The sequence below is a fragment of the Streptomyces sp. NPDC007929 genome (assembly GCF_042959065.1).
Taxonomy (GTDB): domain Bacteria; phylum Actinomycetota; class Actinomycetes; order Streptomycetales; family Streptomycetaceae; genus Streptomyces.
In genome coordinates this window covers 141,151-161,296 of sequence record NZ_JBIBKD010000010.1, presented here as the reverse complement: position 1 = coordinate 161,296, position 20,146 = coordinate 141,151, and the positions used below count along the sequence as shown (strand labels likewise).

At 72.6% G+C, this 20,146-nt stretch carries 17 protein-coding genes and 1 pseudogene; 6 read left to right on the top strand and 12 right to left on the bottom strand.

What is annotated here, in order from left to right; translation table 11 throughout:
- Positions 1-81 precede the first annotated feature (81 nt).
- The 9 genes and pseudogenes from ACFZDE_RS30800 to ACFZDE_RS30760 form a co-directional block, all read right to left on the bottom strand.
- Complete coding sequence (locus tag ACFZDE_RS30800) at positions 82-534, bottom strand: PLDc N-terminal domain-containing protein (protein WP_391001611.1); 453 nt, start codon at positions 532-534, stop codon at positions 82-84.
- Between the two features lie 149 nt (positions 535-683).
- Positions 684-1,346, bottom strand: coding sequence for a DUF308 domain-containing protein (locus tag ACFZDE_RS30795; RefSeq protein ID WP_391205384.1), 663 nt, complete (start codon positions 1,344-1,346; stop codon positions 684-686).
- A gap of 81 nt (positions 1,347-1,427) precedes the next feature.
- Positions 1,428-1,625, bottom strand: a complete 198-nt coding sequence (locus tag ACFZDE_RS30790) for a hypothetical protein (RefSeq protein WP_266461806.1) — start codon at positions 1,623-1,625, stop codon at positions 1,428-1,430.
- Positions 1,626-1,745: 120 nt separating this feature from the next.
- Entirely contained in the window at positions 1,746-2,258 is a 513-nt protein-coding gene (locus ACFZDE_RS30785) for a hypothetical protein (RefSeq protein ID WP_391001616.1), read from the bottom strand.
- 18 nt (positions 2,259-2,276) lie between these two features.
- A pseudogene (locus ACFZDE_RS30780) lies at positions 2,277-2,546 on the bottom strand (MFS transporter); the annotation flags it as partial.
- Between the two features lie 179 nt (positions 2,547-2,725).
- Entirely contained in the window at positions 2,726-5,422 is a 2,697-nt protein-coding gene (locus ACFZDE_RS30775) for a LuxR C-terminal-related transcriptional regulator (protein ID WP_391205381.1), read from the bottom strand.
- A 114-nt stretch (positions 5,423-5,536) separates the two neighbouring features.
- A complete protein-coding gene (locus ACFZDE_RS30770) occupies positions 5,537-6,028 on the bottom strand; it encodes a hypothetical protein (protein ID WP_391001622.1) in 492 nt (163 codons plus the stop codon).
- Positions 6,029-6,501: 473 nt separating this feature from the next.
- A complete protein-coding gene (locus ACFZDE_RS30765; RefSeq protein WP_391205377.1) occupies positions 6,502-8,082 on the bottom strand; it encodes an FAD-dependent oxidoreductase in 1,581 nt (526 codons plus the stop codon).
- Complete coding sequence (locus ACFZDE_RS30760; RefSeq protein WP_391001626.1) at positions 8,079-8,696, bottom strand: TetR family transcriptional regulator; 618 nt, start codon at positions 8,694-8,696, stop codon at positions 8,079-8,081. Before ACFZDE_RS30760 ends, ACFZDE_RS30765 begins: the two co-directional genes overlap by 4 nt.
- Before the next feature lie 111 nt (positions 8,697-8,807).
- Between ACFZDE_RS30760 and ACFZDE_RS30755 the strand changes: the two genes are divergently transcribed.
- Together ACFZDE_RS30755 and ACFZDE_RS30750 are read left to right on the top strand one after the other, a co-directional pair.
- Entirely contained in the window at positions 8,808-10,406 is a 1,599-nt protein-coding gene (locus tag ACFZDE_RS30755) for an FAD-linked oxidase C-terminal domain-containing protein (RefSeq protein WP_391205373.1), read from the top strand.
- Positions 10,407-10,487: 81 nt separating this feature from the next.
- The gene (locus ACFZDE_RS30750) at positions 10,488-11,369 is read left to right on the top strand and encodes a YegS/Rv2252/BmrU family lipid kinase (RefSeq protein ID WP_391205370.1); all 882 of its coding nucleotides are present in this window, start codon (positions 10,488-10,490) and stop codon (positions 11,367-11,369) included.
- 19 nt (positions 11,370-11,388) lie between these two features.
- Here the strand turns inward: ACFZDE_RS30750 and ACFZDE_RS30745 are convergent, their stop codons facing one another.
- A complete protein-coding gene (locus ACFZDE_RS30745) occupies positions 11,389-12,888 on the bottom strand; it encodes an FAD-dependent oxidoreductase (RefSeq protein ID WP_391205367.1) in 1,500 nt (499 codons plus the stop codon).
- Positions 12,889-13,043: 155 nt separating this feature from the next.
- Between ACFZDE_RS30745 and ACFZDE_RS30740 the strand changes: the two genes are divergently transcribed.
- Positions 13,044-14,240: a cytochrome P450 gene (locus ACFZDE_RS30740; protein ID WP_391205364.1), complete on the top strand. Its 1,197-nt coding sequence runs from the start codon at positions 13,044-13,046 to the stop codon at positions 14,238-14,240.
- Positions 14,241-14,331: 91 nt separating this feature from the next.
- Here ACFZDE_RS30740 and ACFZDE_RS30735 read toward each other — a convergent pair whose 3' ends face one another.
- Positions 14,332-16,161, bottom strand: a complete 1,830-nt coding sequence (locus ACFZDE_RS30735) for a S8 family serine peptidase (protein WP_391205361.1) — start codon at positions 16,159-16,161, stop codon at positions 14,332-14,334.
- A gap of 264 nt (positions 16,162-16,425) precedes the next feature.
- Here ACFZDE_RS30735 and ACFZDE_RS30730 point away from each other — a divergent pair, with 264 nt between their 5' ends.
- Complete coding sequence (locus ACFZDE_RS30730) at positions 16,426-17,271, top strand: SigB/SigF/SigG family RNA polymerase sigma factor (protein WP_391001638.1); 846 nt, start codon at positions 16,426-16,428, stop codon at positions 17,269-17,271.
- Between the two features lie 33 nt (positions 17,272-17,304).
- Here ACFZDE_RS30730 and ACFZDE_RS30725 read toward each other — a convergent pair whose 3' ends face one another.
- On the bottom strand, positions 17,305-17,589 hold the full coding sequence (locus ACFZDE_RS30725) for a hypothetical protein (protein WP_391205358.1): 285 nt from the start codon (positions 17,587-17,589) through the stop codon (positions 17,305-17,307).
- A 182-nt stretch (positions 17,590-17,771) separates the two neighbouring features.
- Between ACFZDE_RS30725 and ACFZDE_RS30720 the strand changes: the two genes are divergently transcribed.
- Both ACFZDE_RS30720 and ACFZDE_RS30715 read left to right on the top strand, forming a co-directional pair.
- Entirely contained in the window at positions 17,772-18,131 is a 360-nt protein-coding gene (locus tag ACFZDE_RS30720; RefSeq protein WP_391205355.1) for a hypothetical protein, read from the top strand.
- Positions 18,132-18,927: 796 nt separating this feature from the next.
- Positions 18,928-20,037: a ParB N-terminal domain-containing protein gene (locus ACFZDE_RS30715; RefSeq protein WP_391205352.1), complete on the top strand. Its 1,110-nt coding sequence runs from the start codon at positions 18,928-18,930 to the stop codon at positions 20,035-20,037.
- Positions 20,038-20,146: the final 109 nt, after the last annotated feature.

Below are 20,146 nucleotides of genomic sequence, written 5' to 3'. Positions count from 1 at the left end.
TCCCGTACGAGGGGTGCGGGCGAAGGGGCCGTCACTTCACTGTACGGGGCACGCATCGCCGGCGCGTGGGTCAGCGGGGGCTCAACGGTCGGAGGTGTGGGAGCCGGCCGGGGCGTGGCCACTCAGCACGAGCTCCTTCGCCTTGCGGAACTCGTCGTCCGTGATGGCGCCGCGCTCGCGGATCTCCGACAGCCTGGCGAGTTCGTCGACGCTGCTGGTCCGGCCCTCGGTGCCCGCGGCCTGCCGGACGCGCGCGTCGAAGGCCTCCTGCTGCGCCCGGGCCTGCGCGATCTCACGGCGTCCCATGCCCTTCCCGCGGGCGATCACGTAGAGGAAGACGCCCAGGAAGGGCAGCAGGACGGTGAGCACCAGCCAGCCCGCCTTCGCCCAGCCGCTCATGTCGTCGTCCCGGAAGATGTCGACCACCACACGGAAGAGCAGCACGAACCACATGATCCACAGGAAGAACAGGAGCATGCTCCAGAAGACGCTCAGCAGGGGGTAGTCGTAGGCAAGATACGTGGATGCGCTCATGTCTTCCTCCGTTCCCGGTGCTCGCCGGGCCGCCGGCGCGCGCTGCGTCCAGGGTGGACCGGCAGGCCACGACCGGCGTCACCCGGCGCGGGTGAGTCCGGGGACGAGGCCGGGGCCATGGGTGCGCCCCCGGAGCGTCGTGAGCGGGGTCAAGCCGACCCCGTGGGGGTGCGCGGCCCCAGGGCGAGCGCCTTGCGGAGCGCGGTCCGCCATGCGAGGGCGACCGCCGCCTCGGCCAGGGCCAGCAGGACCAGCCACAGGCCGAGCAGACGGGTCAGGGCGCGGGCCGACTCCGAGGGCAGGGCGAGCACCACGATGCCCGCGATGATGCCGAGCGCCGCCGCACCCAGGACGACGCCGCGGTGGGGCAGGTCCTTGGCGGCGATGGCCGTGTAGAGGGTGAGGATCCCGGACACCAGCCAGACGACCCCGACGACCAGTGAGAGCGCGGCGATCGTCTGCAACGGGTTGCGCAGGCACAGCACCCCGGCCAGGACGTAGAGCACGGCGAGGATCAGCGCAGGAAGCCGTTCCCCCTGCTCCTCCCGGCCGAACACGGACACGAACCGGAACATCCCGCTCACCAGCAGGTACAGCCCGATGAGGACGGCCACGACGTGCAGGGTCGCCTCCGGCCAGACCAGGAGCAGCACGCCCGGTACGAGCGTCGCCACGGCCGAGGCCAGGAGCCAGGTCCAGGAACGGCCCAGCCGCGCGAGGCCGTACGCGGAGTCGCCCGTCGCCAGGAGGGAGGCTCCGTCGGAGTGCTGCTCCCGCCCGGGGAACGATGCCGGACCATGCGACATGGTCATGACTCCTCCTTGTGCGGGTGAACCGTCGCCGCGGCGGTGGGACGGGAGCCTCCTCGCCCCGTACGCCCCAGGACCCTCGCCCTACTCCGGTACCGGCCGCATCTCCACGACCCGCAGTCCCAGCGACTGGCAGCGTGCCAGCAGTCCGAACAGATGCGCGTCGTCCACGACGGGGCCGAACAGGACCGTCTGACCGGCCATCACCACATGGCCCAGCTCCGGAAAGGCCTTGGCCAGGGTCTCGGACAGGTGTCCCTCGACGCGGATCTCGTAGCGCACGGACTTGTCCTCCCACGGCTCCGGGGACAGGCGGACGGCGCCCTATGCGTCATCGTCCGCCTCCGTGCCGCCCCGAACCTCACCCGGAGCAGGTGAACCGGCCGGTACCCGACGCCGGGATCAGTGCTTGAGCACGATCTTCACGGCGACGATGAGCAGGCCGAGCAGCAGGTTGACCGACGCGGTGACGGCCATGAGCCGCGGCGACGCACCGGCGCGCCGCGCCGCGGCCACCGACCAGCCGACCTGGCCGGCCACGGCCACACCCAGGGCCAGCCAGAGCGCCCCGCGGACGTCCAGCCCCAGGAGCGGACTGACCGCCACCGCGGCCGCCGGCGGGACCGCGGCCTTGACGATGGGCCACTCGTCACGGCACACGTCCATCACGAGGCGGCGGTCCGGAGTCCGCTGGGCCAGGCGCGCCCCGAACAACTGGGCGTGCACGTGCGCGATCCAGAACACCACCCCGGTGAGGAGCAGCAGCACGACCATCTCGGCCCGCGGGAACGACCCCAGGGAGCCGGCGCCGACCACCACGGAGGCCGCGAGCATCGAACCATAGACGCCGCCCGTGTAGTCCGCGCGGCCCCGGCGCCTGCCTCGGTCGGCCGGGGCGGGTGTCGTCCTGGACATGAGGGGCCCCCTGTGGCCTCAGAGTGTCGGCTCGGTCTGCGCGGCCGAGGCGTCGGGGCTCCGCTCCCGCGGCCGGCCCTGCCGGGCGGTCGGCAGGTGCGGTGTGACGAGGAAACTGGCCAGGGCGATGCCGCCGGTGGCCAGGATCGCCGCCTTGAGCCCCTGCAACTGCGCCGAGGCGTAGGAGTCCGCGACGGCTTCGACCTCGGACGGCGGCAGCCCGGCGCGCTGGGCCGCCGAGCGCACCTGATCGGTCGGGACGAAGGTGATACCGGCCTGGAGGACGATCAGCGCCCGCCAGCGTTTCACGGTGTCCACCTCGCCGAGTCGGCCCGGTACGGCCGGGAGGTCCCGGACGTGCACCGGCGCACGCGCCGGCTGCCCACATCACACCCCGAAGCGCGCGCCGCCCGCCTCACCCGGGAGGGGGGAGAGGCTCGGAGCCGGACTCCCGCACCGGCGCGGGCTCACAGCATCCGCAGGTCGCGGGCGCGGCGGACCGCTTCGCCGCGCCGGTTCACCGCCAGCTTCCGGTACACGCTCTTGAGGTGGGTCTTCACCGTGTTCACCGACAGGCAGAGGTCCGCGGCGATCTCCTCCGTCGACATCATCCGGGCCACCCGTTCCAGGACGTCGTGCTCACGCGCGCTCAGCTCCACCACCACGAGCGGCGCGGGCGGCGACGGCGGCCCCGGCCGCTCGCGGGGCTGCGGGGGAGCGGGCAGCAGCCAGCCCGCCGCCAGATCGTGCAGCGGTGTCGTGGCCAGGTGGGGCCGGATCCACGCTCCGGCGTCCAGGAACGGACGCCGCAGCCGTTCGCGCCGGGCGTCGAGGAGCGCCTGGGCCAGGAGCTTGCGGGCGGTCGCCGGATCTCCCGCCACGTCGGCGGCCCGGGCCCTGACCAGCGCCGCCCGCACGGTCACGGCGGGGCCGGTGCGGTCCTCGGCGTGGATGCCGTCGAGCAGGTCGAAGGCCGCCGCGGTCCGTCGTGCGGCGAGCTGGATCGACGCGGCCTCCACGGCGCACACGGGCTGCTCGCCGGAGACCGCCCGCAGCGCCTCGGTGGCCCGGTCGGGCCGCCCCGACGCCAGATGGGCGGCCGAGGTCACGAGTGCCTCCTGGCTCGCCGCCCACGGGGAGGCCACGACGGCGGGGACGGCCGGGGCCGCCGCCTCGACCGCGGCCCGCATCTTCCCCCGGGCCATCAGGAGCCGAGCCGTGACGAGGGCACGGCCCGCCACCGTCACCGGATCACGCGCGTCGAAGGGACCGTCGTCCGTACGGTCCATGAGGGCCTGGGCCCGGTCCAGCTCGTCGCGGTCGACCGCCACGGCGGCCAGGACCAGTCGCCCGATCACGGAGCCGCTCGGCTGGGACGGACCGGGGCGGTCCGCCTCGGGGACCGCCGCCAGGGCCTTGCGCTCCGCCCGGCCGGGCCAGCCGTTGAGGTAGTCGAGCAGCGCCAGGTGCCCCATCGCCTCCTCCCGGGGTGCCTCGGTCGACGGCCCGCCGGGAGCACCGGCCACGGTGGTCAGCACGGCGCGCGCATCCTCGAAGCGCCCGGCCCACAGCAGCGTCGAGCCCACGTGGGTCAGCAGCAGGGCGGTGAGTTCGGGATGCTTGTCCAGCAGGTGCGCCGGTACCTCCTGCCGCAGTTCAGCGGCCATTTCGGCGGCCTTCTCCACCTGCGGGGGACACCCGGTGAGCCGGGCGGCCAGGGCTTCCAGCAGCGCACAGCTCAGGCGCGCCGCCGCGAGGTCGCGGTCGTCCTCGGCGAGCCGTTCCTCGGCGTGGCGCAGGCTCGCCAGGCCGTGATCGAGGTCGTGGTGGGACAGGTCGTGGGCGGCGCGCACGAGGTCCGTGGCCGGGCTTCTCGCCTCGGGCCCCATCCGGGAGAACAACTGCGCCAGGTCGTGCGCGTTCGGACCGGTGAAGAGCCGTCCGATCGCGAGGTCGTCCACGAGGGCACCGGCGGCGAGGTCCCAGTCGTCGGCGGCGGCACTGTGGGCGAGTGTCTCCGGCAGGTGGCCGTGACGGCGTAGCCAGCGTGCGGCCCGTCGGTGCAGTTCCGGTTCCAGCCCGGGCAGCCGGACCCGCAGATGAGCCCGCAGGATCTCCCGGAACAGCGGATGGAGCTGGTACCAGGAGTGCCCGAGCCGTTCGACGAACGCGTTCTCGCGGTGCAGTCCGGCGAGGAGCGGCTCGGCGTCGATGCGCTGGGTCAGCGCGTTGGCCAGATCGGGGCAGAAGCGGTCCAGTACGCTCACGCGCAGCAGGAGGTCCTGGGTCTCGCGCGTCTGCCGCTTGAGGACCTCGGCCAGCAGGAAGTCCGCGACCGTGCTGCGGTCCGCCTCGAACTCCTTGAGATACAGCTCGGGATCCGCGCTCTCGCGGGCGGCCAGGGCGGACAGGCTGAGCCCGGCGGCCCAGCCCCGGGTGCGGTCGACCAGGTTCCGTGCCGCCTGCACCGGGACGCTCACCCCGTGCAGGTCCAGCAGTGCGGCGGCCTCCTCGGGAGTGAAGGCCAGTTCGGCGGAGCGGATCTCCGTCAGTTCGCCGACCGCCCGGTAGCGGTGCAGGGGGAGCAGGGGTTCGGTGCGGGTGACCAGGACCAGGCGCAGCCCCCGGCCGGCGTGGTGCAGGACGAACTCCAGCTGCTCCGCGATCTTCGTGTCGGCCACGCGGTCGTATTCGTCGAGCACCAGGAGCACGGGCCGTTCGCGCTCGTTCAGTTCGGAGGCGAGGGTGGCCAGCAGTCTGCGGCCCACCCGGGAGGCGTTGACCGGTGCCCCGACGGCGGCGGAGGGTGCGGCGCCGCTGACGCGCAGGGCTTGCAGCACGTAGGACCAGAACAAGCCGGGGCGGTTGTCCCCGTCGTCGAAGGAGAGCCAGGCGACAGGGGGGCTCTGCCGGGAGGCCCACTCGACGGCCAGCAGGGTCTTGCCGGCTCCGGCCGGTCCGTCGAGGAGGGTCAGCGGTGTCGTGAAGGCCTGGTCGAGGTGGTCGACGAGCCGCCGGCGCCGCAGATACGTGCGGGGCCTGGCCGGCAGGGCGAACCGTGTGCGCAGGAACGGATTGCCCAGGGGGTCCGTGTGCGACAACGGCGGGAGAAGGGGAACCGCGGATTCTTGAGCACGCGCAGGAAGATCCGACACGGCGCTCATCACCCCTGTCGGGTCAGGGCCACGTCATGGGCAGCGCTTCCACCCTCAGCATCCCAGCCTTCCCGCCCGGCCGCACGGCGGACCGGGCGGCCCCGGAAGTCACCCCTGGGGTCCTCAGCGCGGAGGGCGAGGCGTGACCGTGGGACGGTACGCGTCGTCGGGGGCGCGCCACGAACCGTCCTCGGACGGCTCGAGCAGGTTCTCGCGCGGTACGACGCACAAGGCCCAGATGATGAAGCCCGACAGCGCGATCATCACGATCGACCACACCGGGTACTGCGGCAGGGACAGGAAGTTGGCGATGATGACGAGCCCGGCGATGGCGACGCCGACGACACGGGCCCACATCGCGGTCCTGAGCAGCCCCATGCTGACGACCATGGCGACCACGCCGAGGGCGAGGTGGATCCAGCCCCAGCCGGTCAGGTCGTACTCGAAGACGTAGTTGCGGGTCGTGACGAAGATGTCGTCCTCGGCGATGGCCATGATGCCCCGGAAGAGGTCGAGCAGCCCGACCAGGAAGAGCATCACGGCCGCGAAGGCGGTCAGGCCGGTGGCCCAGTCGTCCCTCGCCCGGTGTGACGGTTCGGTGGGTGTCGCGGTCATCGTGCGCCTCACTTTTGTCGTCGTGCGCCTCTGTTTCTCAAGGCCTACGGGGTGGAGCAGCGGAGTCCCGGCCAGCGTGCGCCGTTGGGCCGGGGGCGGCCTCCCCCGCGGGGGGTGAGCGCCGGGCGGCCGCCTCCCTCATGCGCTGAGGGGCCGTGCCGCGGGAGTCGCCGGAACCGGAGCCCGAGGGCGGGCCGCACACCGGGTGGCACCGGGTGCACGCGGTTTCACCCGCCGTGGGTGAGGCGGCGGGCACCGGACACGGCGAAGACTGCACCGGCCCACCCGCGGCCCGGCGCCGGACAGAACTCGCCATCGGGCCGCGTCACCTTCCGGACCATCGGGCGCCCGCGCTGACGGCCTGCGGCATAGGTGGGGCGAGTGACGACCGCCACGCCGGCCGGCGCTTTGTGAAGCGAAGCTGGAAGACGGCCGGGCTCAGGGCCCGGGCTCGGTCGCACGCGGACCTCCTGTCACGGAGCCGAGCCGAAGTCACCGACCAGTCCGCGCACGGCCGCCAGTGCCCCGGCCCGGTCCGCCGGGACCAGTCCGATGCGTGTGCGCCGGTCCAGCAGATCGGCCTCGTCCAGGGCGCCCTCGTGCCGCAGGGCCCACAGCACTTCGGCGCCGGTGACGGGGTGCCCCGGGACGACGGGCTCGCCCAGCCGCGGGTCCCGCTCGGCCAGGGCGTGCACCGCCGGTGCCTCGGTGCCGTAGCGCTGGACGAGGCGGCGGGGCGCGCGCAGCGCCCCGAGGGTCCGGGGGGCCGCGGCGCCCACCAGCGGAAGTGCGGCGGTGGGGGAGGGACCGGCGGCCAGGCCGCGTGCCGCGACCGCGGCGTCCACGGCGTCCTCGGCCATCCGGCGGTAGGTGGTGAGCTTGCCGCCGACCACGCTGACCACGCCGTCCGGTGAGGTCAGCACCGCGTGCCGGCGGGAGATGTCGGCGGTGCGCGAGGGGGCGCCGGGCCGGTCCGTCCCGCTCGTGTCCAGCAGGGGGCGCAGCCCGGCGAACGCGCCGACGACGTCGGTGCGGCGGACCGGGACGTCCAGTACGGATCCGAGGACGTCGAGCAGGAAGCCGATGTCGGTCTCGGGCGCCTCGGGGACGTCGGGGACGGGTTCGTCGAGGGGTTCGTCGGTGAGCCCGACGTAGACCCGGCCGTCGTCCTGGGGCAGGACGAGGACGAAACGGTTGGTCTCGCCGGGGACGGGGATGTGCAGGCCTGCGGGGAGCGGGCCGAGGTGCTCCGAACGCAGGACGAGGTGGGTGCCGCGCGAGGGCCGGATCCGGATGCCGTCCACGAGGTCCCCGGCCCACACACCCGACGCGTTGATCACCGCACGGGCCCGGATCTCGCCCTCCTCGCCGGTGAGTTCGTCCCGAACGCGGGCACCGGACGCGGTGATCTCCAGGGCCCGGACCCGGGTCAGCACGCGGGCGTCGCGCGCGGCGGCCGTACGGGCGAGGGCGGTCACCAGACGGGCGTCGTCGGTGAGCCGTCCGTCCCACGACAGCAGCCCGCCCCGCAGCCCGCCGGAACGCAGTGCCGGGGCCAGGTGCCGGGTCTCCACGGGCGACAGCCGACGTGGGGCGGGCAGCGTGGCGCGCGCCGTACGGGCCGACAGCCGCAGGGCGTCGCCGGCCCGGAAGCCGGCCCAGGCCAGGGCGGCCTGGCCGCGCGAGACGAGTCCGGTCAGGGGCAGGACGAACGGCTGGGCACGCACCAGGTGGGGCGCCGTGCGCTCCATCAGCACACCGCGTTCGACCGCGCTCTCGTGGGCGACGTCGAACTGTGCCGAGGCCAGGTAGCGCAGCCCTCCGTGGACGAGCTTGGAGCTCCAGCGCGAGGTGCCGAAGGCGAGGTCGTGGGCGTCGACGGCGACGACGTCCAGACCGCGGGCGGCGGCGTCGAGGGCCGCTCCCGCACCGGTCGCGCCGAGGCCCACGACCAGCACGTCCACCACGCGGCCGTCGGTCGCCTCGGCCAGTTCGCGGGTGCGCCGGGCTGCGGACAGGGAGGCCCCGGCGGCCCGGACGACGGTCTGGCTCATGGGGTGAGGGTCCTCTCCAGAACGGTGCGCAGTTCGGCCAGAAAGGCCGCGGCGGTGAGCTCGGTGTCGTCCTCGTCGGTCATGGTGCGCAGGGACAGCGCGAAGGACTGCAGGATCAGCAGCACGGTCCGGGCCTGGCGTTCGGCAGGGGCCGCACGCACCGAACCGTCGGCGTGCCCCTCGCGCAGCGCGGCGGCGAGCAGCGCCAGGAGGGCTTCCTGGCTCGCGCCGCGCCGGTCCAGCACATAGGGCAGGAGCAGTTCGGGATCCACGTCGACGATCTTCTGGAAGAGCGGGTGGGCGCGGAACGCCTCCACCCCCGCGACCAGGCCGTCGATCAGCGGCGGGCGGGTGCCCAGCTCCGGCCGTCTCTCGGGCATGGACCCGGTCGCGACGGCGATCCACTCGCGCGTCATGAGGTCGCCGACGAGGGAGCGGACGTCGGGCCAGCGGCGGTAGAGCGTCATCCGCGACAGGCCCGCGCGACGGGCCACGTCGGTCATGGTCGTCCGCCGGACCCCGACGGCGAGGACGCAGTCGCGGACGGCGTCGAGCACCGCGTCGTTGTCGGCGGAGTTCGGCTGGGCCGAGCTGTTGTGACGATTAGGCGTCATGTGTAACAGTGTAACGCCAGACGCCGCTCCAGCGGCAACCCCGACGCCGCTCCAGCGGCAACCCCGACGCCGCTCCGGCGGCAACCCCGACGACCGGTGAGGACGACAGGCATGGACATGCTGTGGAACGGCTGGGGAGACCCGGCCAGGGCGACGCCGCTGCCGGACACCGTGACCGGGCTGCTGCGCGACTGGCTCGGCGTCACGCCGCAGCCCACGGCATCAGCACGGCTGGAGGAGATCGAGATCTCCACGCCCGCCCTCGACGGCGCCGCCCTGCACGCGCTGCGCACCGCGCTCGGCGACCGGGCGGACGACGTCCGCACCGACACCGAGAGCCGCGTCCGGCACACCCGCGGCAAGTCCACCCCGGACCTGCTGCGCCTGCGCGCCGGTGACACCGCCGACGCCCCGGCCGCCGTGGCCCTCCCGCGCGGCCATGACGAGGTCCTGGCCGTACTCCGGGTCTGCGCCGAACACCGCCTCGCCCTTGTCCCGTTCGGCGGCGGCACCTCCGTCGTCGGAGGCCTCGCCCCCACCGGCAAGGCGCCCTTCGTCGCCCTGGACCTGCGCCATCTGAACCGCCTGCTCGACCTCGACCCCGTCTCCCGGACCGCCACCCTCCAGGCCGGTCTGCGCGCCCCCGAGGCCGAGGCGCTCCTGGCCGAACACGGCTTCACCCTCGGCCACTTCCCGCAGTCCTACGAATGGGCCAGCATCGGCGGCTTCGCCGCGACCCGCTCCAGCGGCCAGGCCTCCGCCGGCTACGGCCGCTTCGACGAGATGGTCCTCGGCCTCACCCTCGCCACGCCGGAAGGCACTCTCGACACCGGCCGTGCGCCCCGCTCGGCCGCCGGCCCCGACCTGCGGCAGCTGCTGCTCGGTTCGGAGGGCGCCTTCGGCGTCATCACCTCGGTCACCGTCCGCGTCCGGCCCGTCCCTCGGACCCGCCGCTACGAGGGGTGGCGCTTCGCCTCCTTCGACGCGGGCAGCACCGCCCTGCGCCGACTCGCCCAGGACGGCCCGCGCCCCACCGTGCTGCGGCTCTCCGACGAGACCGAGACACTGATCGGCCTGGCCCAGCCCGAGGCCATCGGCTCCGCCGCCGGGCAGCGGAGCGCGGGATGCCTCGCCGTCGTCGGCTTCGAGGGCACCGAGGAGGACACCGCACAGCGCCGGGCGGCCGCCGCGGCCGTACTCACCGACTGCGGCGGCGAGTTCGCGGGCGACGAACCGGGACAGCGCTGGGCGCACGGCCGCTACTCGGCGCCGTATCTGCGGGACTCGCTCCTCGAAGCGGGCGCGTTCGCCGAGACGCTGGAGACCGCCGCCTACTGGTCCCGGTTGCCCGGCCTGTACGCGGGCGTCCGCGACGCGCTGACCGCCACCCTCACCGAGAACGGCACCCCACCCCTGGTCATGTGCCACATCTCGCACGTCTACGAGAACGGCGCCTCGCTGTACTTCACCGTCGTCTCCGCCCAGGGCGCGGACCCCGTGGCGCACTGGACGCGCGCCAAGCACGCCGCGAACGACGCGATCCTCTCCGCCGGCGGCACCATCACCCACCACCACGCGGTCGGCACCGACCACCGCGACTGGTACGTCCGGGAGGCCACGGACCTGGGTGTCGAGGCACTGGTTGCCGTCAAGCGGCGGCTGGACCCGGACGGCCTGCTGAACCCCGGCGTTCTGCTGCCGGCCGACTGACCGCGGCGCCACGCGCCGCTCGCACGCACCACCCCCACCAGACGACAGCCCGGCACCACCCGTCAGCCCGGAGGCACATCGATGCGACAGTTCACCGCCGTCGTCAACCCCACAGCGGGCGGAGCCACCAGCGCTGCGGCGCTGCTGAAGGTCGCCCGTCTGCTGCGGGAGGCGGGCGCCGAGCTGGAGACCGAGTACAGCCGCAGCCTCGCCCACGCCCGCGAACTCGCCCGGCACGCCGGGGAACGAGGCCGGGTCGTGCTCGCCGTCGGCGGTGACGGCATCACCGGATCCATCGGCGGCGCCCTCAGCGGCACCGGCGCACTGTTCGGCATGGTCCCGGCCGGGCGCGGCAACGACTTCGCCCGCGCCCTGGGCCTGCCCGGTGACCCCGAGGGCGTGGCACGGGTGCTGCTGCACGGCACACCCCGCGCCGTGGACACCATCGAGGTCACCTCCTCCGTCCACGCCGGCACCGTCGTGCTCGGCAGCGTCTACGCGGGCGTCGACGCGCTGGCCAACCTCCACGCCAACCGCTCCCGGCTGCTGCGCGGTTCGGCCTCCTACTACGCCGGTGCCCTGCGCGCGATCAGCACCTGGCGCCCTGTCGGCTACCGGATCACCGTCGACGGCCAGGAGCACACCTGCACCGGCTACACCGTGGTGGCCGCCAACTCCAGCTACTACGGCTCCGCGCGCCGCATCGCTCCGGAGGCCGAGCTGGACGACGGCCTCCTCGATGTCGTGATGATCCGCGACGCGCCGCGCCGGCTGTTCTTCACGCTGATGAGGGAACTCGACACCGGCGCCCACATCCACCGCCCCCAGGTGCGGGTCCTGCGCGGCCGGGAGATACGCATCGAGGCCGACCGGGACCTCCCCTACGGCGCGGACGGCGAGATCGAGGCCGCCCTCCCGGTCACGGCCAGGGTGCTGCCCGGCGCCCTGCGCGTCCTGTGCTGAGGCCGGGCACCACGGCGCTCTAGCTGCTCCGCAGGCCGACCCGTGCCAGGTAGCGGTCCACCTCCTCGGGACGGTCGGCGGCCAGACCGATGTGGTGGTCGGGGCGGATGAGGAACAGCCCGGTGCCGAGTTCCTCCGCGAGCGGCCCGCCCGTCACGTGCTGGGTGCGGACACCCGGTGTCGCGCGCGGCGGCGCGCAGTTCACCGCCAGCAGGGTGAAGTCCGGGCCGCGTAGCAGGCCGAAGAGATTCGGGCAGGGGCCGTCGGCGGTGACGCACGGGAGGTCCGGCGCCCGGTCACCGGCCCGCACACCCGTCTCGGAACGCGGTGCGCGGGCCTCGGTCGACAGTTCGCTGTCGCGGTAGTGCGCCGACAGCAGGTGACAGACCTTCCCGCGGAGGCGTGACTGCTTGCCGTCCTGGGGTTTGCGGCCGGCCCGGTACAGCCGGGTGCTGAGGTTCAGCACGTCTTCCGCGGCGGGCCGGCGCTCGGCCTCGTAGCTGTCCAGCAGCGCGGCCGGGGCTCCGCGGCCGATGACCTGGCCGAGCTTCCAGCCGAGGTTGCAGGCGTCCTGCACTCCGATGTTCAGCCCCTGGCCCCCGCCGGGCGGGTGCAGGTGGGCGGCGTCCCCGGCGAGGAAGACCCGCCCCTGGCGGAAGCGTTCGGCCAGCGCGGTGCGCGGCCGGTAGAAGGAACTCCACACCACCTCGGTCACGGCGTCCGGGGGCAGATGGGTCCGCGCGGCGAGCAGGTCGCGCACGGTCTCGGCGGTCGCGGTGAACTCGTCTCCCGTGATCTTGGCGTTCAGCTGGAAGTCGTCGGTTCCCGGCAGGGGGCACAGCAGCAGCTCACCCGGCGGGTCCTTGGGCCAGACGTGCCAGTGGTCACGGTCCAGGCCCCGCACCCGTACGTCCGCCACCACCGCCGGGCGCAGCCCGCGGTCCTCGCCCTTCATGGCGATGCCGAGGGACTCGCGCACCGCGCTGTGACCGCCGTCGGCGCCCACCAGATAAGGCACCGTCATCAGGCGGCGGCCGCCGTCGGACCGCGCCACCTCGGCCGTCACATGCGTGTCCGTCTGCGTCAGGGACACGAGCCGGGAGCCGCACTCCAGGGTTCCGCCCAGTTCGAGCAGCCGATCGCGCAGGATCTCCTGCGTACGCCACTGGGGGACCAGCCACTGCTGTGGCTGCCGCGACACCGGGGCCTGCGGGTCGGGTTCGATCAGCCACCACTCGCCCCCGCGCTCGCCGTCCCGCCAGGTCTGCATGGGCGGGAACGGGGAACCGGCGGCCCGCACCGCGTCGATGACGCCGAGGTCGTCGAACGCCTCCAGCGTGCGGGCCTGAAGGCTCTTGCCCCGGGAACCGGCGGGCAGCCCCTCGCCCGCCTCGATGACATGGGTGCGCACACCCCGCCTGGCCAGGTCGCACGCGAGGGTGAGGCCGGTCGGCCCGCCGCCGACGACCAGCACGTCGACGTCCGGCTGCCGTGAGGTCCGAGAAATGGGATCGGGCACGTCTCCCCGCTTTCTGCCGTCTGCCCCGGCACTGGATGCATGGAGCGGCGCTCTGCCGCACTATGCGAAATGTCCCCCGTGGGCGGGGCGGCCGTGGCCTGAGCCCACCGGTTCCGCCCACATGGCCGCACCACCGCACGAGCTCAGGAGCACCCATGGCTCACACCGCCGCCTGCCCCTTCGACTACAGCGAGCAACTCGAGTTCGACCCGTCCCTCGCCCAGCTCATGGCCGGCGGCCCGGTCAGCCGGATCCGGCTCTCCTACGGCGAGGCGGAGGCGTGGCTGGTCACCACCTTCGACGGCGTACGGCAGGTGACGACCGACCCCAGGTTCAGCCGGGCCGCCATCGTCGGCCGGGACTACCCCCGGATGACCCCCGAGCCGATCGTCTCCCCGGAATCGATCAACGTCATGGACCCGCCGCGCGGCACCCGGCTGCGCCACGCCGCCGCCCGGGCCTTCACCCAGAGCAGCGTGAAACGCATGACCCCGGCCATCGAGGAGGTGGCCCACCGGCTCGTGGACGAGATGGTCGAGCAGGGCCCGCCGGCCGACCTGGCCCGTGCCCTGTCCGAGCCGCTGCCCAACCACACCATCTGCGCGCTGCTCGACGTACCCGACGAGGACCGGCCGCTCATGCTGCGCCGCACCCAGCAGATGCTGACCACCGCGCCCGAGGCCCGGCAGACGGCGGCCGAGGCCAAGCAGCACCTGCGCGCCTACTTCACCGCGCTGGTCGCCGAACGCCGCAAGGACGGCGGCAGCGACCTCATCACCACCATGGCCGCCGCGGAGCAGGGGGAGGAGCCACTGAGCGACGACGAACTGGCCGTACTGGCACTGACCCTCATCCTCAGTGGCAACGACACGGCCACCTGCCAGATCAGCAACATCGCCTACACCCTGCTGACCCGCCCCGAACTCCACGAACGGCTGCGGCGCAGTCCCGAACAGCTTCCCCGGCTGCTGGACGAACTCCTGCGGCACATCCCCTTCCGCAAGGGCGTCGGCATCCCGCGCGTCGCACTGGAGGACGTGGAGGTGGAGGGGGTGCTCATCCGCGCCGGTGACTACGTGCACGTCTCCTATCTGGCGGCCAACCGGGACCCGAAGGTGTTCGTGGACCCCGACGTCCTCGACGTCGACCGTGCGTCCCACCCTCATATGACGTTCGGCTGGGGCGGACATCACTGCGTCGCCAGCACCCTCGCCGTCGCGGAGCTCAGGACCGCGATCGGCGTGCTGTTCACCCGGCTCCCTCAACTGCGGCTGGCCGTACCGGCCGAGGAGGTGCGCTGGGACACCGGGACCATCCGGCGCTTCCCCCTGGAGCTGCCCGTGACGTGGTGAGGACGCCGGGCATCCGTGGTCCCGCTCCTCGCGGTGCGGCGGCGTCAGTGCCTCACCGCGAGGAGTTCAGGGACTCGCCGGCGGCCTCCCGCTAGAAGGTGAGGTTCCAGGAGTCGATCCGCCCGGTGTCCTGCGCCGCGCTGTCGCGGACCCGCAGCTTCCACGTACCGGCCGCGGTCTCGGACGAGGCGTCCACCGTGTACGTCTTCACCACGTCGTCCCCGCTGTCACCGCCTGCGAAGTCCTCCAGGGGGTAGACCGAGCCGTCGGGCGCGACGAGGGACAGCACCAGGTCGCCCCGGTAGGTGTGCTTGACGTCCACGCCGACCTTCAGCGCGGACGGGGCGTTGCCCGTCACTCCGGTCACGGTGATCGGCGACTCCACGGTGGCGTTGTCGGCGACGGCGACGTCGGTGGTGTTCTCGAAGTACCGGCCGGGCGGCGGGGTGCCGCCACCGACGGCCTTCAGCGCGTCGACCTGACCCTCACCGAAGAAGGCGTTCCTCGCCGTGGTGCCGGTGCAGCGGCCGTCGGAGGGGCACGCGATGTCCGTGGCCTGGGTTCCCAGCCGCGCGCGCAGATCGGCGGGGGTGGCGGTGGGATCGGCGCTCTTCAGCAGCGCGGCGACACCGGCGACGTGCGGCGACGCCATTGACGTGCCGTTCATGTTGCCGTACTTGCCGCCGGGGAGGGTGGAGTAGACGCCGTACGCCCCGTCGCCGCCAGGCGCCGCGACGTCGATGATGTCCCGGCCGAGGTTGGAGTACGACGCCTTGATGTTCCCGTTGCCCATCGCCGCGACGGTCACCACGCCCGGCAGCTCCGTCGGGATGTCGATGCAGGCGTTGGTGATGGTGCGGTTGACGGGGGTGGAGTCGTTCGGGCTGGAGCTGTCGCTGCGCTTGTTGGCCAGGTCGTAGTTGGAGTTGCCCGCCGCCGCGACCTGGAGCGAGCCCTTGCCCTCCGCGTACTCCTGCGCCCGGCGCACACCCTCGATGATGGCCGCCTGGTCCGGGTCGTCGGGGCAGTTGAACATCCAGGGGTCCGTGTAATAGCTGTTGTTGGTGACGTCGAAGCCGTGGTCACCGGCCCACATGAATCCGCAGATGGTGTTCTCGGCGAAGAACAGGCTCGTACTCGGCTCCGCCACGCGCACGGAGGCGATCTTCACGCCGGGCGCGACCCCGACCACGCCCTTGCCGTTCTTGGCGGCGGCGATGGTGCCCGCGACGTGTGTGCCGTGACTGCCGACGTCGCGCCAGGCGCCGGCCCGGGTGTCGGCCTTGCCGTAGGCGCAGGAGACGGAGTCCGCGGCGTCGAAGTTGGGCGCGATGTCCTGGTGCCGGTCGTCCACACCGGTGTCGAGGACGCCCACCGTGACGGACGGCGAGCCGGTGCTGACGGCCCAGGCCTTGTCGGCTTTGATCCGGGTCATGTCCCACCGCGCGGTCTCGGTCAGCGTGGTGGACGACTGCCCGGGAGCGCTCGGCAGGGTGGGGGAGTAGGCGTCGGCGGGCACGTCCGAGGTGCGGGTCGCACCCACCTTCTGCACGCCCGCGACGGAGCGCATCGCGGTGGCGAAGCCGGCCGACGAGGAGTGGGCGACCACGACGCCGATCGCGTCGTAGTGGGCGAAGACCGAACCGCCGTTCGCCGCGACGGCGCTGCGAGCGGCGGAGGTGTCGCCGGGGGCGGTGATGACGAGGTAGGAGCGGGTTCCCGCCACCCACCCGGCGGCCGTCTCGGCGGGCACGGCGGAGGTCTTGGCGGGTGCGGTGGCGCGGCCCGCGGCCGAGCCGGGCGGAAGGCCGGTGTCGGCGTCGGTCGCTCCGGCGGGCGTGGCGAGCGCGAGGGCCGCTCCGGCGGCGGCGACGGACAGCAGCGACCGTCTGAGACGGCGACGGGATGTGCGGGGGGACATGCGGGGGGTTGTCACAGCATCCTCCGAGAGCCCGGGGCAAGGGGTGCTGCCCGCCGGGCCGTGGGTCGAATGGGTCGACGCAAGATCTCAGACGAGTGCATGACAAGGGAAGGGGCTGCGGCGCACAGATCGTCGGCTGACCACAAGTAGGTGACTTCACTCCGGATCGTGCGGCGGGGGCATGGTGCGCCCATGCCGGGGTACACGCGGGTTCGTCAGCCCACGGGAGGCCGGCACCGTGCAGTGACAGGGGAGGGAAGCATCGTGGCGACAGTGACCGCGGCGAAGACGGACATGAGCGTGGACGGCCTGCCGGAGGTCGCCGATCCGACGCGAGTGGCGCCGAAGGACGCCCGGCAGCTGACGCGTCTGTTCTTCGACCAGCTCGCGACGCTGGAGGAGGGCACGCACGAGTACCAGTACGCGCGGAACACGCTGATCGAGATGAACATGTCCCTGGTCCGCTTCGCCGCGGGGCGCTTCCGCAGCCGTGGGCCGGAGGAGATGGAGGACATCGTCCAGGTCGGCATGATCGGCCTGATCAAGGCCATCGACCGGTTCGAGCTGACCCGGGAGGTGGAGTTCACCTCCTTCGCCATCCCCTACATCGTCGGCGAGATCAAGCGGTTCTTCCGCGACACCACGTGGGCGGTGCACGTCCCGCGCCGACTGCAGGAGGCCCGCGTCCAGCTCGCCCGCGCCACCGAGGAACTCCGCAGCCGCCTGGGGCGCACGCCGACGGTGAAGGAACTGTCGGAGCTGATGAGCCTGCCCGAGGACGAGGTCAGGGAGGCCCGTCTGGCCTCCAACGGCTACAACTCCACGTCCCTGGACGCGGCCATCGGCGGCAGTGAGGACGGCGAGACGGCCCTGGCGGACTTCATCGGCGCCGACGACCGGGCCCTGGAACTCGTGGAGGACTTCCACGCCCTCGCCCCGATGATCGCGGCGCTCGACGAACGCGACCGGCAGATCATTCAGATGCGCTTCGTGGAAGAACTGACCCAGGCTCAGATCGGCGAACGCCTCGGCGTCTCCCAGATGCACGTCTCCCGCCTGCTCTCGCGCTGCCTGGCCCGGCTGCGCGAGGGCATGCTCACCACGAGCTGACGCGCCCCCGCCTCAGTCCCGGCAACGCGGCCCCTACGACGCGGCCACGACCTCGCCTGCGGTGACCTGAGGCGGCTGGGGCAGCAGCGCGGCGAGGCGGTCCCGGACGAAGTCCTTCGCTCTGGCGGTCGACTCCTCGGCGCCGGACCGGTCCTGGAAGACGCTCGTCGACACCATCACCCCGCCCCCGGCATCGACCCAGTAGTAGGCCACGAACCCCGGGACCTGGCGCACCAGAGGCAGGAACTCCTCGTTCACCCGGCGCCCGGCCTCGGCGGGGTCGGTCACTTCCTCGTACCGTCGCATCACCGCGTACATCGGCTGCCTCCTGTTTCTCGACGTGGTCCTGTGCGCAGGGTGTTCCTGTGCGCAGACGACGTACCCGCCGCGGCAGGCGGGACGTGCGGCACCGAGAGAAGATCACCGGAAAAGCCCCCTTCCGGCCCGTCGGGGCCACCACCCGAGTCACCCCGGTGGCCCGGCGCATAGAATTCGCTCTCATGTCGAAGCCTGACGAGCTGATCGTTGACATCGCCGCCCGCGTGGAGTCCGGGCAGAGCAGCCAGATGTCGCTGACCGTGGTCACCGGTGGTGCCGTCATCACCGGTCGACTGGCTCCCGAAGCCATGTGGCGGCAGCGGGTGTCGGAGGTGCTGACCGACTCCGCCCGCCTGAGTGAGTTCTCCGCCGCCTTCCACAGCCCCAAGAAGAAGGACGGGCCGCCCACACATCTGCACTTCCATGTCGCGCGGATCCTGCAGGGCACCGTGGGAATCCCGGAGACCGGCGGCATGTTCCGCGTCGCGATCGAGGACATCAGTGCCTGGACCGTGGGGGACTTCAGCTACTCCGACCACTGACCGGCGACCGTGCCGGGAGCGCACGGTGGTGACGGGCGGCTCTACGCGGCGCTGCCATGACCGGCCTCGCCGGGCGTGCCCAGCGGCCGCGTAGGCCCCTCGTCCGCCACCCCTCTGCGTTCCGGCTCCGTCGCGTCCAACTCCCAGTGGTGACGGCACTCCTCGCACCGGGGCCCTCGGCCTCCGCGTCGAGCACCTCCCCGTTCGGGCAGTCCGTGCCGTCCCCGCGACCCTCACACGCTTCCCAGCCGACCCCCATACGCTCGACCGTGCGCCCTCCCGTACCGAAACGGGAGGGCGCCGACAGGGCGCACGGGTGCTCGGTCCGGGTACGACGCCCCGGTACTTGTCGTCAGCCCCCGTGGTATGTGAATTCACCCGGAGAGCCACAAGTGGGCCGAGTAATGGTCGAATTTTGAACTTGTTTTCCATGATCTCTTCTTTGCGCTTCACGCAGGCCAAGCAAACCGGTTGCCTCCTGGGCAAGAAGAAGGCAGATCATGCGTCAAGCTGCGCGGACAATTCCGTCCGCTCGCGAGGAGCCGATCATTCCGCGCCGGAGGAGCTTTGCACTCCGGTCGCCGCCCGATCGGCGATCAAGAAAGGGCCACGCTTCGTCAACAGGACGGCGTGACAGAAGTCTTGCACCGATCCGATCCTCCTGACAGGGTTCGGGAGTCGGTTCTGGGCATTGCGTCACGGGGGAGACTCGATGTTGTTCACGTTTCCGATGGACCATGAAGGCTGCTCCTCTCCTCGGCCCGCGATACGCCGCGCTGCCTGAAGGGGAAGAGTGATGGACCACATCTCCACATCGGTGCAGAGGCCGGTACAACAGCACTTACACCGCCCCGATCCGCATCTGGGCGGACGTTTATCGGAGATCACCCGCGTACCCATCAGCAGCATCATGGTCGTGGGCTCACTCCGCACCGTCGGGGAGGATCCACGGCACATCAACGCACTCGCCGAAGTGTGCTCCGAACTGCCGCCGATCGTCATCCACCGGAAGACGATGACCGTCATCGACGGAGTGCACCGGCTCCGGGCGGTGGAGAACAGCGGCGCCACACACATCAGTGCCGTGCTCTTCAACGGAGACGAGCGCGAGGCCTTTGTGCTGGCGGTCAAGCTGAACAGCAATCACGGACTGCCGCTCTCCCTCGCCGACCGCAAAGCCGCGGCCCTGCACATGCTCGCCGACTTCCCGGAGTGGTCCAATCGGCGGCTGGCGGGCGTAGTGGGCCTGTCGGACAAGACCATCGCGGCGCTCAGGCGCCGGTCGGGTGCGGAACTTCCGCACCCGACCGCGATGCGCGTCGGGCGTGACGGGGTGGCCTACCCCCTCGCGGCGGCCGAAGGGCGCCGTCGCGCGCTGGAGTACCTCGCCACGCACCCCGGCGCCTCCGCGCAGGAGGTCGCCCGTGCCGCGGGCATCTCACTCACCACGGCGAAGGACGCGCGCAAGCGGGCGCGCGGCGCGCTGCCGGCACGGCCGGAAGAGCCACCGCCGAAGGACCGGCCGGGCGCCGGGCCGGCCCGGGAGGCCGGGGTCAGGGCCGAGGCGTGCGCCGAAACCGCGAACAGGGCGGGGGCCGGAGCCGGCCACCCCGGGCTCGTGAGACGCCCCAAGGCCGGGAACGCGAACCCGAACGCGGACCTGTCGCTGGCCGTCCGGCGTCTGCGCGCCGACCCCTCCCTCCGGTTCACCGAGGTCGGCCGGAAACTGCTGCGTACCCTGGACCCCTCGGCCACGCAGCCGCACGACTGGGCGGCGATGGCCGGCAGCATCCCGATCCACTGCGCACCTCTGATCGCCGAGCTGGCGCGGCACCATGCCGAGAGCTGGCAGCTCCTGGCGGAATCATTGACGGAACGGATCAATTCCCGGGAAGCTGACGCATAGCTGTCCGGCCGCTTCGCCGAACACCGTTGGCGATGGCTCGGATTCGTCGCCTCCGCTTGATTCCGCCGAGATCATCTCGTGTATTTCGCGGCCTGCCCGTGAGAAAAGC

What these genes read in the sequence shown, in the direction of transcription:
- ACFZDE_RS30800 (WP_391001611.1), bottom strand. Translation starts at nt 534, where the DNA reads ATGAGCGCATCCACGTATCTTGCCTACGACTACCCCCTGCTGAGCGTC.
- ACFZDE_RS30795 (WP_391205384.1), bottom strand. Translation starts at nt 1,346, where the DNA reads ATGACCATGTCGCATGGTCCGGCATCGTTCCCCGGGCGGGAGCAGCAC.
- ACFZDE_RS30785 (WP_391001616.1), bottom strand. Translation starts at nt 2,258, where the DNA reads ATGTCCAGGACGACACCCGCCCCGGCCGACCGAGGCAGGCGCCGGGGC.
- ACFZDE_RS30775 (WP_391205381.1), bottom strand. Translation starts at nt 5,422, where the DNA reads ATGAGCGCCGTGTCGGATCTTCCTGCGCGTGCTCAAGAATCCGCGGTT.
- ACFZDE_RS30770 (WP_391001622.1), bottom strand. Translation starts at nt 6,028, where the DNA reads ATGACCGCGACACCCACCGAACCGTCACACCGGGCGAGGGACGACTGG.
- ACFZDE_RS30765 (WP_391205377.1), bottom strand. Translation starts at nt 8,082, where the DNA reads ATGAGCCAGACCGTCGTCCGGGCCGCCGGGGCCTCCCTGTCCGCAGCC.
- ACFZDE_RS30760 (WP_391001626.1), bottom strand. Translation starts at nt 8,696, where the DNA reads ATGACGCCTAATCGTCACAACAGCTCGGCCCAGCCGAACTCCGCCGAC.
- ACFZDE_RS30755 (WP_391205373.1), top strand. Translation starts at nt 8,808, where the DNA reads ATGGACATGCTGTGGAACGGCTGGGGAGACCCGGCCAGGGCGACGCCG.
- ACFZDE_RS30750 (WP_391205370.1), top strand. Translation starts at nt 10,488, where the DNA reads ATGCGACAGTTCACCGCCGTCGTCAACCCCACAGCGGGCGGAGCCACC.
- ACFZDE_RS30740 (WP_391205364.1), top strand. Translation starts at nt 13,044, where the DNA reads ATGGCTCACACCGCCGCCTGCCCCTTCGACTACAGCGAGCAACTCGAG.
- ACFZDE_RS30735 (WP_391205361.1), bottom strand. Translation starts at nt 16,161, where the DNA reads ATGTCCCCCCGCACATCCCGTCGCCGTCTCAGACGGTCGCTGCTGTCC.
- ACFZDE_RS30725 (WP_391205358.1), bottom strand. Translation starts at nt 17,589, where the DNA reads ATGTACGCGGTGATGCGACGGTACGAGGAAGTGACCGACCCCGCCGAG.
- ACFZDE_RS30720 (WP_391205355.1), top strand. Translation starts at nt 17,772, where the DNA reads ATGTCGAAGCCTGACGAGCTGATCGTTGACATCGCCGCCCGCGTGGAG.
- ACFZDE_RS30715 (WP_391205352.1), top strand. Translation starts at nt 18,928, where the DNA reads ATGGACCACATCTCCACATCGGTGCAGAGGCCGGTACAACAGCACTTA.